Consider the following 13,783-nt stretch of genomic DNA (forward strand, 5'->3'; position numbering starts at 1 on the left):
GAGCAATCCCATGCCCTTGGCGAACACGTCCCCTGGAGGACCGGAAATTCGCCGCTCCGGCGCCTTTTGGCCCATTCTGGTGGGGCCTGGCGCGATCCTGGGTCTGATGGTCGTCGGCATGGCCCAACCGCTCCCCGCCGCGCTCGCGGCCGCCGGCGCGGCCGGCGCGGGCTACTGGCTGGCCAAGCGCGATCAGGCGCGGCAGGCTCCCGTGACCCCCGGCGCGCCGCTCGCCCCCGTCGCGGCGGCGGAAGAAATCCCGCCTTTCGCCTCGATTCTCGATCGCCTGCCCGATCCCCTGATGGTCATCGCCGCCGAGGAGGCGGATGACCTGACGGGCCGGCGTTTCCTGTTCGCCAACGCCGCCGCCCGCGATCTGTTCAAGATCCAGCACACCGGCCAGCTCCTGGTCACGGCCGTGCGCAATCCGCGCGTGCTGGAGGCGGTGGACGAGGCCCTGTTCGGCGGGCTTGAGGGGGTGGTCGAGTTCGAGACGGGCGGGACCCAAGGCCGCGCCTGGCTGGCCTATGTCCGGCCGCTCAAGGAGGCGCCCGGACGCTCGCGCCTGGCCCTGCTGGCCCTGCGCGACGAGACCGACGCCCGGCGCAGCGAGCGGACCCGCGCCGACTTCCTGGCCAACGCCAGCCATGAACTGCGCACGCCGCTGGCCTCGCTGTCGGGGTTCATCGAGACCCTGCGCGGCCACGCCAAGGACGATCCGGGCGCCCGCGACAAGTTCCTAACCATCATGCTGGCCCAGGCCGAGCGGATGTCGCGCCTGATCGACGATCTGATGAGCCTGTCGCGGATCGAACTGAACGAACACATCGCGCCGCTGGGCCGCGTCGACCTGGCCATGGCCGCCATCGACGTGATCGACGCCCTGGCCCCGCAGGCCAAGGACAAGGCCGTGACCTTCGATCCCGTGCTGCCGCCGCGCGGCGGAGCGGTGGTCGACGGCGACCGCGACCAGATCATCCAGGTCATCCAGAACCTGGTCGACAACGCCATCAAGTACACGCCCAAGGGCGGGACCGTGCGGGTCGAGATCTTCCCGGGCCTGCCGGCCGAGGCCGCCGCCGCGCCGCGCGATTCGGCGGCCGCCCGCATGTCGTTGTTGACGCCCGACCACGATCCGGCCGAGCGCTACGCCGCCCTGCGGGTGACCGATCGCGGACCAGGCATCGCTCGCGAGCACCTGCCGCGCCTGACCGAGCGCTTCTACCGCGTCGAGGGCCAGAAGAGCGGCGACCGGTCGGGCACGGGTCTTGGCCTGGCGATCGTCAAGCACATCATGAATCGCCACCGAGGCGGTCTGACGGTCGAGAGCGTGCAGGGCGAGGGCGCGACCTTCGGCATCTATCTCCCGATGGCGGGGGGCGACAGCTAGGGCGCGGCGCCCGCGCGCCTAGCGTCAAAGCCGATAGCGGGGCCACGCCTTGCAAAATCCGCCGTTTCCATCTATCTTTGTTATGCGAGCCGGGCCCCTCTGACGGTCGACGCTGGAACAGCGTGATCGTGATGTCGGAGCGCATCGGGTGTGCTCGATGCCGGGTCTAGAGGGACTTCCCCACAGCCCAGCAAGCCTGACATCGGGCCGCCCTCCCAACAGAGGAGAGCGTCAATGTTCCTGAGTTCAATTTTTTCCAAGTCCGTGCGCCGGGGGCGGACTCCATCCGATCCGCGCGAGCGCTCCAGCAGGTCCGCCGCGTCGCCCGACCTGCCGGCTCAGCGACCGTTTTTGCTGGACCTGATCGATCGCTGGGGGCGGCGATGAGAGTCGGGGCCTCGCCTTCACCCATGGCCTGGCTGCCTTTGCGGCTGACGCAGCAGACGCTGGTTCAGGCCGCGTCTCACGCCAGTCAGCCGACGAGCAAGCCCGTGACGCCGCCCGACCGGATCGAGACCTCTCCGACCGCGCGATCCGCGCGTCGAAGCGTGCTCGACATCCGTGTCTAAGGCTTGTCGCCTCTGACGCCCGCCGCGTCTGACGCGCTGGCCTAGCCAGCATTCCCTAGACCCCACGCCCCTCGGCGGCCGCCCTGAACGGCGGCCGCCGAGACCTGGAGCGCGCTTACGATCATGGACTTTCTGACTCTGCCGGTTATCGGCAAGCCCCTTTGGATGTGGGCCGGCTTCGTGCTGGCCGTCGTGGCCCTGCTGGCGTTCGATCTCGGCGTCCTGCATCGCAAGACGCGTGAGATCGGCGTCCGCGAAAGCCTGCTGATGTCGGCGATCTATATCGCGCTGGGCCTGGGCTTTGGCGGTCTGGTCTGGCTGCAGCTGGGAGCGACCTCGGGCGTCGAGTACCTGACGGGTTTCGTGATCGAGAAAAGCCTGGCGATCGACAATGTCTTTGTCATCGCCTTGATCTTCGGCTTCTTCGCCATTCCGCCCGCCCTGCAGCACCGGGTGCTGTTCTGGGGCGTGCTGGGCGTGATCGTCATGCGCGGCGTCATGATCGGCGTCGGCGCGGCGCTGGTCAGCCAGTTCGGCTGGGTCCTCTACATCTTCGCCGTCTTCCTGATCCTGACCGGTTTGAAGATGCTGTTCTCGAGCGGCAAGCCCATCGATCTCAACGAGAACGCCGCCCTGAAGTTCGTGCGACGGGTCCTGCCGGTGACCGACCGGCTGGAAGGCGAGGCGTTCTTCGTCAAGGGCGTCGACACGCGCACCGGCAAGGCCGCCCTGCTGGCGACGCCGCTCTTCCTGGCCCTGGTGCTGGTCGAGATCGCCGACCTGATCTTCGCCGTCGACTCCGTGCCGGCGATCTTCGCCATCACCACCGACCCCTACATCGTCTACACCTCGAACATCATGGCCATCCTCGGCCTGCGCGCCCTCTATTTCGCGCTCGCCACCGTGCTGCATCGTTTCGCCTACCTCAAGCAGGCGCTCGCCGTGCTGCTGGTCTTCATCGGCGGCAAGATCTTCATCGCCGACCTTCTGGGCTGGACCAAATTCCCCGCGGGTCTGTCGCTGTCGATCACCTTCGCGATCCTCGCGGCGGGGGTGCTGTGGTCACTCTGGAAGACTCGAAAGAGCGCCTCCTTCGTCAGATGAAGCGTGTTAACCGGGCGCTGTCGTCAAACTGTCATGTAACTGTCGCATAAGCACAGCGCCGGCCGGTCATAGATCGGACCCGGGGGAAGGCCGCGATCCTGCGGAGCCTTCGACACTTCTGGCGCAAGATTAGCTTCACGCATGCTGACCTGGCTTTCGCTCCTTGTCCTGGCGCTGTTCTCCGGCGCGGCCTTCATGGCCGGCCGCCGTCGCGCCGTGGCCGCCGCCGGAGGCCGCGCCCGCGTCCTCCACTCCCTGCCGGACTACTACGGGACCTACGCGGCCCTGTGGGCCGGCGTTCCCGCCGCCTTGCTGCTGCTGCTGGGCGTGACGTTCGGCGGCCGCGTCGAGGACGCGATCCTGCAATCGAGCCGTCCGGCCGCCGTCCAGGCGCTGGAGCCCGACCGCCAGGACGTCTTCTACAGCGACGCCCACGCGATCGCCGCCGGCAAATCGCCGAGCGAGGTCACGTACGAGGGCGAGCTGAAGGTCGCGCTGGACGCCAAGGTCGCCGAGGCTCGCCGGATCGAAACCGTCCTGAAGGTCGGCGTCCTGGCCGCCGCGGGCGTGCTGGCCCTGGCCGGCTTCCTGCTGGCCTTCCCGAAGATCTCCGCCGAATTCCGCGCCCGTAATCGGGTCGAGGGCTGGATCGGCGTCCTGCTGATCGGCTGCTCGGTCGCCGCGGTGCTGACAACCCTGGGCATCGTGCTGTCGCTGGTCTGGGAAAGCTGGCGCTTCTTCCAGAGCGTCAATCCGCTGTCGTTCCTGTTCGGCACCGAGTGGAGCCCGCAGATCGCCATGCGCGCCGACCAGGTCGCCTCGTCGGGCGCCTTCGGAGCCGTGCCGCTGTTCGCCGGCACCTTCCTGATCATGTTCATCGCCATGCTGGTGGCCGCGCCCGTCGGCCTCTACTCGGCGATCTATCTGTCGGAATACGCCAGCCGCGGCGTCCGCGGCGTGGTCAAGCCGCTGCTCGAGGTCCTGGCCGGCGTGCCGACCGTGGTCTACGGCTTCTTCGCCGCCCTGACCGTGGGGCCGCTGTTCCGCGCCGGCTTCAACGCAATCGGCGCGGCCCTGCCGCCGGGGCCGATCGCCACCTACCTGATGGAAGTCCAGAACCAGATGGCCCTGGTGGCCGGCGTGGTGATGGGGATCATGCTGATCCCGTTCGTCTCCTCGCTGTCGGACGACATCATCAACGCCGTGCCGCAGAGCCTGCGCGACGGCAGCTACGCCATGGGCGCCACCAAGTCGGAGACGGTCAAGAAGGTCGTCCTGCCGGCCGCCCTGCCGGGCATCATGGCCGCGATGCTGCTGGCCATCTCCCGCGCCGTCGGCGAGACCATGATCGTGACCATGGCCGCCGGCCTGCAGGCCAAGCTGACCGCCAATCCGCTCGACACGGTGACCACCGTCACCGTCCAGATCGTCACCCTGCTCACCGGCGACCAGGAATTCGACAGCCCCAAGACCCTGTCGGCCTTCGGTCTCGGCCTCACCCTGTTCGTGGTGACGCTGTGCCTGAACATCATCGCCCTGCGCATCGTCCAGAAGTACCGGGAACAATATGACTGACGCGACCCTCGGCGCGGCCGCCCCGCGCTCGGCCTTCTCGGCCGCCGACGACCGTCTGAAGAAGCGTCACCGCGCCGAGCGCCTGTTCAAGGCCCAGGGCGTCGCGGCGATCATCATCGCCATGGTGTTCCTGGTGGTGCTGGTGGGCCGGATCGTGGCCCAGGGCTACACGACGTTCGAGACCCACACCTTGAGCGTGCCGGTCTATCTGAATCCGGACCGCATCGACACGTCCGACCTCTCGGGCGTGAACTACGACTACATCGTCGCCGAGGCGGTGATGAAGAAGCTGGGCGTGCAGGACGACGACCTGGGCACGGTCTCGACCAAGGTCCAGGACCTTGTTTCGCGTGACTTCGGCTTTCAGTTGCTGAACAAGCTGAAGGCCGATCAGAGCCTGATCGGCAAGACGATCGACGTCTCGGGCCCGCTGAAGGCCGACGCCGATCTCTACTTCAAGGGCGAGCTGAAGCGCTCGACCGCCGAGGGCGACCGCAAGCTCGACAACCAGCAGCTCGACTGGCTGGACCAGCTCGAAAAGACGGGCGCGATCAAGTCGGGCTTCAACTTCGCCTTCTTCACCAACTCCGACTCGACCGAGCCCGAACAGGCCGGCGTGCTGGGCGCGGTGGTCGGCTCGGCCATGATGCTGTTCATCACCGCCCTGATCGCGGTGCCGGTCGGGGTGATGGCCGCGGTCTATCTGGAAGAGTTCGCGCCGAAGAACCGCTGGACCGACGTCATCGAGGTCAACATCAACAACCTCGCGGCCGTGCCGTCGATCGTCTACGGCCTGCTGGGCCTGGCTTTGTTCATCAACTGGCTGAACGTGCCGCGGTCCTCCCCGCTGGTCGGCGGTCTGGTGCTGGCCCTGATGGCCCTGCCGACCGTGATCATCGCCACCCGTTCGGCGCTGAAGGCCGTGCCGCCCTCGATCCGCGAGGCCGCCCTCGGCGTCGGCGCGTCGAAGACCCAGACGGTCTTCCACCACGTGCTGCCGCTGGCCATGCCCGGCGTGATGACCGGCGCCATCCTGTCGCTGGCCCACGCCCTGGGCGAGACCGCGCCGCTGCTGATGATCGGCATGGTGTCGTTCGTGCCCGGCGTGCCGGAAGGCTTCACGGGCGCGGCCACCGTCCTGCCGGTCCAGGTGTTCATCTGGGAGAACGCGTCCGAACGCGCCTTCCACGAGCGCACGGCCGCCGCCATCATCGTCCTTCTCGTCTTCATGATCGTCATGAACGCCGCGGCCGTGATCCTGCGCCGCCGCTTCGAGCGCCGCTGGTAGGTTTCACATGACCCAGATCCTGAACCCTCTCGCCCAACCTCTCCTGCGCGGACACGCCATGACCGTCCAAAGCCCTGACGACACCGCCGGCACGCCGGTGATCCAGACCGCCGTGCCGGCGGCCAGCGCCGCCGCTCCGGTCGGCGAGCCCAAGATCAAGGCGCGCGACGTCAAGGTCTTCTACGGCGACAAGCAGGCTCTGTTCGACGTCAACCTGGACATCCCGGCCAAGTCGGTCACCGCCTTCATCGGCCCGTCGGGCTGCGGCAAGTCGACCTTCCTGCGCTGCATCAACCGCATGAACGACACGATCCCCTCGGCCCGCGTCGAGGGGGCGATCCTGATCGACGGCGCCGACGTCAACGCCAAGAGCGTCGACCCGGTGGTCCTGCGCTCGCGCGTCGGCATGGTGTTCCAGAAGCCGAACCCCTTTCCGAAGACGATCTTCGAGAACGTCGCCTACGGCCCGCGCATCCACGGCCTGGCCACGCGCAAGGACGAGCTGGAAGCCATCGTCGAGAGCAGCCTGAAGAAGGCCGGCCTCTGGAACGAAGTCGCCGACCGCCTGCACCAGCCGGGCACCGGCCTCTCGGGCGGCCAGCAGCAGCGCCTGGTGATCGCCCGCGCCATCGCCGTGTCGCCGGAAGTGATCCTGATGGACGAGCCCTGCTCGGCCCTCGACCCGATCGCCACCGCCAAGATCGAGGAGCTGATCGACGAGCTGCGGACCCAGTTCTGCATCGTCATCGTCACCCACTCGATGGCCCAGGCCGCCCGCGTTTCGCAGCGCACGGCCTTCTTCCACCTCGGCAAGCTGGTCGAGAGCGGCCCGACCGAGGAGATGTTCACCAATCCTCGCGACAGCCGCACCCAGGACTACATCACCGGCCGCTTCGGCTGATCCGGCGGGGAGGGACACCGACATGACCGAACATACCGTCAAATCCTACGGCGAAGAGCTGGCCCACCTGACCGCGGAAGTCACCCGCATGGGCGGCATCGCCGAAAGCCAGGTCGCCGACTGCATCGCCGCCATCGCCCGCCGCGACGGCCCGCTGGCCCAGGCCGTGGTCCAGGGCGACGAGCGCCTGGACGCCCTGCAGGCCGAGATCGAGCGCAAGGCCTTCAAGCTGATCGCCCTGCGCCAGCCGATGGCCGTGGACCTGCGCCACGCCGTCGCCGCCCTGAAGATCTCGATGAGCCTGGAACGCTGCGGCGACATGGCCAAGAACATCGGCAAGCGCGCTCTGATCCTGAACGACGCCGATCCGATGACCGCCCTGACCCGCTCGATCGAGCGCATGGGCAAGCTGGTGCTCGGCCGTCTGAAGGACGTGCTGGACGCCTACACCACCTCGGACCTGCAACGCGCCATCGGCGTGTGGAGTCGCGACGAGGAAGTCGACGAGCACTACAACTCGATCTTCCGCGAGCTGCTGACCTACATGATGGGCGACCCGCGGACGATCAACGCCTGCGCCCACCTGCTGTTCGTGGCCAAGAACCTCGAGCGCATCGGCGATCACGCGACCAACATCGCCGAGATCATCCACTTCGAGCTGACCGGCGAGGAACTGACGTCCCAGCGCCCCAAGCTCGACGTCGTTGCGCAATAAGGCTGGAGGCGATCAGAAGTGACACCCTATGTTCTGGTGGTCGAAGACGAAGACGCCCTGGCCACCCTGCTGCACTATAACCTCGACAAGGAAGGCTACCGCGTCGCGGTCGCCGGCGACGGCGAGGAAGCCCTGACCCTGGCCAGCGAACGCGCCCCGGACCTCGTTATCCTCGACTGGATGCTGCCCAAGGTGTCCGGCATCGAGGTCTGCCGCCGCCTGCGCGGCCGCGCCGAAACCCGCAACGTGCCGATCATCATGCTGACGGCGCGCGGCGAGGAAAGCGACCGCATCCGCGGCCTGGACACCGGCGCCGACGACTACGTGGTCAAGCCGTTCTCGATGGTCGAGCTGACCGCCCGCGTCCGCGCCGTGATGCGCCGCATCCGTCCGGGCCTGGCCGACGATCGCATCACGGTCGGCGACATCGTGATCGACCGCGTCGCTCACCGCGTGAAGCGGAACGGCAAGGAGATCCACCTGGGCCCGACCGAGTTCCGCCTGCTGGACTACCTGATGCAGCATCCGGGCCGGGTGTTCAGTCGCGAGCAGCTGCTGGACGCCGTCTGGGGCTCGGACGTCTATGTCGAGGCCCGCACGGTCGATGTCCACATCGGCCGCCTGCGCAAGGCGCTGAACGGCTCGTCCGACGGGGACCCGATCCGCACGGTTCGCTCGGCCGGCTACTCGCTGGACCTCGACGCGGCCTAGGTCTCAAAGACCCAGCCGCTCCAGCAGCTCACGACGGTAGCTGCGGCTGGTCACGACCTCCGCGCCGCTCTCCATCGTCAGCCGCCACGAGCCGTCCGACAGGGGCGCGAAAGCGGTGACGCGCGCCAAGTTGACCAGGGCGGAGCGGTGGCAGCGGGCGAAGAGCTTGCCGTCCAGCCGTTCCTCCAGGGCCTGTAGCGTGCTGCGCAGCAGGCCTTCGCGGTCCGACCAGTGGACGACCACGTAGTTGTCGGCGGCGCCGAACCACTCCACCTCGGCCGCCTCGACCGGGACGCGACGCGACCCGCTCATCACGATCAACCGTTCTTCCGGCGGCGACGGCGCCGCGGAGGCGCGGGCCAGGGCCTCCCGCGCCTCGGACAGCGCGATCTCCAGGGCGCGAGCGCGATCCCGTTCGTCGTTGGCGCGGCGATGATGCGCGGCCGCGAGGCCGACTGCCACGATCGCCGTATACAGCAGCAGGCTGATGGGCATGCGCGCTAGGGTGCGGACGGCCAGTGTGGCCGGGCTTGGCGCGAACGCCGTGTCGATCATCGCCGAGACCAGCGACTCCAGTGGCACGATCAGCGCGCCGGCCAGATAGAGCGCCAAGTGGCCGATCGCGCCGCTGCCGTATCGGCGCAGCAGCAGCCAGACGACAGCGGCCGTAGGCAGCCAGGCCGCGTAGACGCCGCCTTGCCAGACCAGGGAGTCGAGCACGCCGAGCTCCCGATTGTCGTTAGCCGCGAAGCGACGAGCGAACCAGGCCGCGCACAGGGTGGTCGCCAGCCAACTGTAGGCCGTGAAGGCCAGCATCCAGGCTCGAGTTCGGTGGCGGCCTAGGCGCTCGCCGCCAGCCGGTCGCGTCTCCGGTCCAGGATCAGGACCGCGATCCAGATCACGGCCATCGGTTGGAACAACAAGGTTGGCCAGAGCTGACTCCACGGTGTCGGCAGAAAGGTCAGGAAGTTACCCGAGAACGCGCTGATCACGGCGCCATAGGCCGAAAGCATTTTTAAGACGTGCTCGTAGCGCCAGAGAGACGGGCTGAAAGGCCACGCCATCGGCCGCAAGAAACGCCAGAGGTCCCAGAGGCCGTAGGCGAGGGCCGCGAAGACCAGGGCCAGACTCACCGTCGCCCTATCGCCCGCCCGGCCCTGCGCGACCTGTATGGCGATCCACGCGCCCACCGCCAAGACCACAAGGGTGGCGATCCAATCCAGCGGCTTGGCGCGCTGGCGCGGATCGAGGTCCGGGCGCTTGCGCCGCAGGACCCTGACGCCCGAGAGCAGCGTCAGGGTGGCCGTGGCCGACAGCGCCGCGAAATAGGCGCTGAACCTTAGGGCCGTTATGACCCACGCGGCCGCCAGCAGCACGCTCATCAGCAGGACGAAGATACGGCCGGACAGCCGGTGCAGGCGCGATCCCTTGCGACTGAGCAAGGGGATCAGGCCGGCGGCGACCAGCGGGAAGCCCACGGCGACGTGCACGGCGAGGGCAGGGGTGAAGATGAGCTTGTCCATGCCGCCGGCTTAGCCTTGCCTGGCCGACTGGCGAGCCGATTGGGGCGAATGGCGGCGGGCGGGGGCGAGCGACGGCTTGACCCGGCGGCGCCCGCGCGTCACACCCCGCGCTCATGGAAAAGCTGACCATCCTCCTCGTCGGGTCCGGCGGGCGCGAGCACGCCCTGGCCTGGAAGATCGCCCAGTCGCCGCTGTGCGGCCGCCTCGTCGCCGCCCCCGGCAATCCCGGCATCGGCAAGGTCGCCGAGCTCAAGGCCGTCAAGGCGACCGACGCAGAGGGTCTCGTGGCCCTGGCCCAGGAGATCGGCGCGGACCTGGTGGTGGTCGGCCCGGAATCGGCGCTGGAGGTTGGTCTCGCCGACAAGCTCGCGGCGGTCGGCATCCCGTGCTTCGGCGGCAGCCAGCGCGCGGCCCAGCTGGAGACCTCGAAGGCCTTCACCAAGGACTTCTGCCAGCGTCACGGCCTGCCGACGGCGGCCTATGGCGTGTTCGAGGACGCGGCCTCGGCGGGCGCCTTTCTCGACACCCTGACCGCGCCGTTCGTGATCAAGGCCGACGGCCTGGCCGCGGGCAAGGGCGTGGTCATCGCGGCGACCCGCGCCGAGGCCGACGCGGCGGTGCTGGACATGCTGGGCGGCCGCTTCGGCTCGGCCGGCGCGCGGGTGGTGATCGAGGAGTTCATGCACGGCGAGGAGGCCTCGCTGTTCGCGGTCTGCGACGGCGAGACAGCGATCTTCTTCGGCGCGGCCCAAGACCATAAGCGGGCCTATGACGGCGACGAGGGGCCCAACACCGGCGGCATGGGCACCTATTCGCCGCCGCCCGTGCTGACCCAGGACCTGATCGATCAGGCCTGGCGCGAGCTGATCATCCCGACCGTCGAGGGCATGGCTGCCGAGGGCAATCCCTATGTCGGCGTGCTCTATGCCGGCCTGATGCTGACGCCGACCGGGCCGAAGCTCGTCGAATACAACGCGCGATTCGGCGATCCCGAGTGCCAAACGCTGATGCTGCGCCTCGAGAGCGATATCGTGCCGATCCTGCTGGCGGCCGCGAAGGGCGAGCTCGCCTCGATCGAGCCGCCGAAGTGGCGCGACGAGGCGGCGATCTGCGTGGTGCTGGCCGCCGAGGGCTATCCCGACGCCCCCAAGACCGGCGGCCGCATCCAGGGCGCCGACGCCGATTTCGGCGAGGCGGTCGTGGTCTTCCACGCCGGCACGACGCGCGAGTTCGAGGGCCGCCTGGTGGCCTCCGGCGGCCGGGTGCTGAACGTCTGCGCCCTGGGCGCGACGCTGAGCGAGGCCCGCGACCTGGCCTACGCGGCCCTGGGGAGCATCAGCCTGGAAGGCGGCTTCTACCGCCGCGACATCGGCTGGCGGGCGCTGAAGGCGTCCTAATCCTCCCCCTAGCGGGGGAGGCGGCCCGTAGGGCCGGAGGGGGACGTTCTGTTGAGCCTGTCTCTTCCCCCTCCGTCGTCTCTTCGAGCCGACACCTCCCCCTAGCGGGGGAGGATCTTTGGGTTGCGCGGCGCTCATCACCCTCTAAACTCCCTTTCAAACAAGTGTTGGGGAGAACCGCGCCATGGCCCAAGCCGCCGAACAGTCCGCCCAGGACCTGAACTCGGGCACCAAGCCGGTCGACCCGCGCCACGCGATCGACGAGGTCAAGCTGGCCGCTTGGCTCGAAGCGAACGTCGAGGGCTACGCCGGGCCTCTGGAAGTGCGCCAGTTCAAGGGCGGCCAGTCGAACCCGACCTACCAGCTGGTCACGCCGGGCCGGAAATACGTCCTGCGCCGCAAGCCGCCCGGCAAGCTGCTGCCCAGCGCCCACGCGGTCGACCGCGAGTACAAAGTGATCTCCAGCCTGAACAAGGCGGACTTCCCGGTCGCCAAGGCCTATGCGCTCTGCATGGACGAGGATGTCATCGGGACGATCTTCTACGTGATGGAGAACGTCGAGGGCCGCATCCTGTGGGACGGGACCCTGCCGGACTACCAGCCGGCCGAGCGGCGGGCGATCTACGAGGCGCAGATCGACACCCTGGCGGCCCTGCATAACGTCGACTACGCCGCCGTGGGCCTTTCCGACTACGGCAAGCCGGGCAACTATTTCGCCCGCCAGATCGACCGCTGGACCAAGCAGTACAAGGCTTCCGAGACCACCCCGATCCCGGAAATGGACCGGCTGATCGACTGGCTGGCCAAGACCGTGCCGGCCGACGACCAGACCTCGATCGTCCACGGCGACTACCGCCTCGACAACATGATCCTGCACCCGACCGAGCCCCGCGTGATCGCGGTGCTGGATTGGGAGCTGTCGACCCTGGGCAATCCGCTGGCCGACTTCAGCTACTTCCTGATGAACTGGGTGATGCCGTCCGACCAGCGCGGCGGGCTGGCCGAGATCAAGGACCTGGAAGCCTATGGCATCCCGACCATTCCCCAGGCGGTGGACCGCTACTGCAAGGCCACCGGTCGCGCGGGCCTGCCCGAGCTGGACTGGTATTTCAGCTACAACCTCTTCAGACTGGCCGGCATCTGCCAGGGCATCGTCGGCCGCGTCCGTGACGGCACCGCCGCCAGCGCCCATGCGCAGCTGATGGAGGCGCGCGTGCCGGTGCTGGCCAAGGGGGCCTGGGACTTCGCGCGCAAGGCGGGGGCTTGAGGGGCTAGATGAAGAAACTGCTGTCGGGCGCTTGCGCCCTGGTCGTGGCCGGGGCGCTCGGTGGCGTCGCGAGCGCCGAGACCGTGTTTGTCCAGGCCGGCCGGCTGCTGGCCGATCCGACCACGGGCAAGGTCGAGACCGCCAAGACCTTGGTGCTGGAGAACGGCAAGGTCGTCCGCATCGTCGATGGCTACGTCGCCGAGAAGGGCGGCAAGGTCGTCGACCTGAAGGACAGTTTCGTCCTGCCCGGCCTGATCGACAGCCACGTTCACCTGACCCACGAGCAGAACCCGAACTCGCGTCTTCAGAACGTGACCCGCTCGTCGGCGGACGACGCTCTGGTCGGCGCCGGCTTCGCGCGCAAGACCCTGATGGCCGGCTTCACCACGGTCGCCGACCTGGGCGCGGAGAACCAGGCGATCTTCGCCCTGCGTGACGGGATCAAGCGCGGCGACGTGGCGGGACCGCGGATCATCGCCGCCGGCTCGGCGGTGTCGATCCACGGCGGCCACGGCGACGTCAACGGCTACTCGGACGAGGTCATGCAGGTGCTGCGCCCGACCTCGGTCTGCTCCGGCGCGGACGACTGCCGTCGCGCGACGCGCGAGCAGGTCTGGCACGGCGCCGACATCATCAAGATCACGGCCACGGGCGGCGTGCTTTCGAACACCGCCGCGGGGCTGTCCCAACAGTTCTCCGACGATGAGCTGAAGGCGATCGTCGACGCCGCCCACAAGATGGGCCGCAAGGTCACCGCCCACGCCCATGGCGTCGATGGCGTCAACAGCTTCCTGCGGGCCGGCGGCGACTCGATCGAGCACGGCACCTATCTGGACGCCGAGAGCATCGCGCTGTTCAAGAAGAACGGCGCCTATCTGGTCCCGACCCTGATGGCCGGCGACTTCGTCTATCGCGTCGCCTCGGGCCCGAACAACTTCCTGACCCCCGCCCAGACCGCCAAGGCGCTGGACGCCGGTCCGAAGATGCTGGCCATGGCCCGCCGCGCGCATGAGGGCGGCGTCAAGATCGCCTTCGGCACCGACACCGGCGTCTCGGCCCACGGCGACAACGCCGGCGAGTTCGCCCTGCTGGTCAAGGCCGGCCTGACGCCGCTGGAGGCGATCCAGACCGCGACGGTCAACGCCGCCGACCACTTCTCGCTGTCCAGCGAGATCGGCAGCCTGGCCCCCGGCAAGGCCGCCGACCTGATCGCCGTGAAGGGCGACCCGCTGAAGGACGTCACCGAGCTGCGCCGCGTGACCTCGGTGATCAAGGGCGGGGTGGTTTACAAGTAAGGGGGTGTCCTTCCGCCCCCTCCAGGGGCGGACGACCGCGAAGCGGTC

General features: G+C 68.5%; 12 protein-coding genes. 10 read left to right on the forward strand and 2 right to left on the reverse strand.

All coding sequences use genetic code 11. From position 1 onward, the window contains the following. The first annotated feature begins 10 nt into the window (after nt 1–10). The 7 genes from AX690_RS08005 (at nt 11) to phoB (ending at nt 8,253) form a co-directional block, all read left to right on the forward strand. A complete protein-coding gene (locus tag AX690_RS08005) occupies nt 11–1,390 on the forward strand; it encodes a cell wall metabolism sensor histidine kinase WalK (RefSeq protein ID WP_066681482.1) in 1,380 nt (459 codons plus the stop codon). Between the two features lie 692 nt (nt 1,391–2,082). Then, complete coding sequence (locus AX690_RS08010) at nt 2,083–3,063, forward strand: TerC family protein (protein ID WP_066681390.1); 981 nt, start codon at nt 2,083–2,085, stop codon at nt 3,061–3,063. Between the two features lie 141 nt (nt 3,064–3,204). After that, nucleotides 3,205–4,638: a phosphate ABC transporter permease subunit PstC gene (gene pstC / locus AX690_RS08015; protein ID WP_066681392.1), complete on the forward strand. Its 1,434-nt coding sequence runs from the start codon at nt 3,205–3,207 to the stop codon at nt 4,636–4,638. Next, nucleotides 4,631–5,926: a phosphate ABC transporter permease PstA gene (gene pstA, locus AX690_RS08020; protein ID WP_066681394.1), complete on the forward strand. Its 1,296-nt coding sequence runs from the start codon at nt 4,631–4,633 to the stop codon at nt 5,924–5,926. The genes pstC and pstA overlap by 8 nt, the downstream gene beginning before the upstream one ends. A 58-nt stretch (nt 5,927–5,984) precedes the next feature. After that, nucleotides 5,985–6,827 carry a phosphate ABC transporter ATP-binding protein PstB gene (gene pstB, locus AX690_RS08025; protein WP_082769568.1) on the forward strand — a complete coding sequence of 281 codons (843 nt, stop codon included), beginning with the start codon at nt 5,985–5,987 and terminating at the stop codon, nt 6,825–6,827. Between the two features lie 22 nt (nt 6,828–6,849). Next, complete coding sequence (phoU, locus tag AX690_RS08030; protein ID WP_066681396.1) at nt 6,850–7,542, forward strand: phosphate signaling complex protein PhoU; 693 nt, start codon at nt 6,850–6,852, stop codon at nt 7,540–7,542. A gap of 18 nt (nt 7,543–7,560) precedes the next feature. Continuing rightward, entirely contained in the window at nt 7,561–8,253 is a 693-nt protein-coding gene (phoB, locus tag AX690_RS08035) for a phosphate regulon transcriptional regulator PhoB (protein ID WP_013080924.1), read from the forward strand. Nucleotides 8,254–8,256: 3 nt separating this feature from the next. Here phoB and AX690_RS08040 read toward each other — a convergent pair whose 3' ends face one another. Beyond that, complete coding sequence (locus AX690_RS08040; RefSeq protein ID WP_082769564.1) at nt 8,257–9,069, reverse strand: LytTR family DNA-binding domain-containing protein; 813 nt, start codon at nt 9,067–9,069, stop codon at nt 8,257–8,259. Nucleotides 9,070–9,092: 23 nt separating this feature from the next. Then, a complete protein-coding gene (locus AX690_RS08045) occupies nt 9,093–9,776 on the reverse strand; it encodes a hypothetical protein (protein WP_082769565.1) in 684 nt (227 codons plus the stop codon). 113 nt (nt 9,777–9,889) lie between these two features. On the opposite strand from AX690_RS08045, the gene purD reads away from it, so the two are divergent. From purD to AX690_RS08060, 3 genes are all read left to right on the forward strand, one after another. Next, on the forward strand, nt 9,890–11,173 hold the full coding sequence (gene purD / locus AX690_RS08050) for a phosphoribosylamine--glycine ligase (RefSeq protein WP_066681397.1): 1,284 nt from the start codon (nt 9,890–9,892) through the stop codon (nt 11,171–11,173). 184 nt (nt 11,174–11,357) lie between these two features. Further along, on the forward strand, nt 11,358–12,440 hold the full coding sequence (locus AX690_RS08055; protein WP_066681399.1) for a phosphotransferase family protein: 1,083 nt from the start codon (nt 11,358–11,360) through the stop codon (nt 12,438–12,440). A gap of 8 nt (nt 12,441–12,448) precedes the next feature. Beyond that, nucleotides 12,449–13,735 (forward strand): amidohydrolase family protein, encoded by a 1,287-nt coding sequence (locus AX690_RS08060; protein WP_066681401.1) that lies wholly within the window; start codon nt 12,449–12,451, stop codon nt 13,733–13,735. Nucleotides 13,736–13,783 lie beyond the last annotated feature (48 nt).

The sequence above is a fragment of the Caulobacter sp. CCH9-E1 genome (assembly GCF_001556515.1).
Lineage (GTDB): Bacteria > Pseudomonadota > Alphaproteobacteria > Caulobacterales > Caulobacteraceae > Caulobacter.

What these genes read in the sequence shown, in the direction of transcription:
- pstC (WP_066681392.1), top strand. Translation starts at nt 3,205, where the DNA reads ATGCTGACCTGGCTTTCGCTCCTTGTCCTGGCGCTGTTCTCCGGCGCG.
- phoU (WP_066681396.1), top strand. Translation starts at nt 6,850, where the DNA reads ATGACCGAACATACCGTCAAATCCTACGGCGAAGAGCTGGCCCACCTG.
- AX690_RS08040 (WP_082769564.1), bottom strand. Translation starts at nt 9,069, where the DNA reads ATGCTGGCCTTCACGGCCTACAGTTGGCTGGCGACCACCCTGTGCGCG.
- AX690_RS08005 (WP_066681482.1), top strand. Translation starts at nt 11, where the DNA reads ATGCCCTTGGCGAACACGTCCCCTGGAGGACCGGAAATTCGCCGCTCC.
- AX690_RS08055 (WP_066681399.1), top strand. Translation starts at nt 11,358, where the DNA reads ATGGCCCAAGCCGCCGAACAGTCCGCCCAGGACCTGAACTCGGGCACC.
- AX690_RS08045 (WP_082769565.1), bottom strand. Translation starts at nt 9,776, where the DNA reads ATGGACAAGCTCATCTTCACCCCTGCCCTCGCCGTGCACGTCGCCGTG.
- pstA (WP_066681394.1), top strand. Translation starts at nt 4,631, where the DNA reads ATGACTGACGCGACCCTCGGCGCGGCCGCCCCGCGCTCGGCCTTCTCG.
- AX690_RS08060 (WP_066681401.1), top strand. Translation starts at nt 12,449, where the DNA reads ATGAAGAAACTGCTGTCGGGCGCTTGCGCCCTGGTCGTGGCCGGGGCG.
- purD (WP_066681397.1), top strand. Translation starts at nt 9,890, where the DNA reads ATGGAAAAGCTGACCATCCTCCTCGTCGGGTCCGGCGGGCGCGAGCAC.
- pstB (WP_082769568.1), top strand. Translation starts at nt 5,985, where the DNA reads ATGACCGTCCAAAGCCCTGACGACACCGCCGGCACGCCGGTGATCCAG.
- AX690_RS08010 (WP_066681390.1), top strand. Translation starts at nt 2,083, where the DNA reads ATGGACTTTCTGACTCTGCCGGTTATCGGCAAGCCCCTTTGGATGTGG.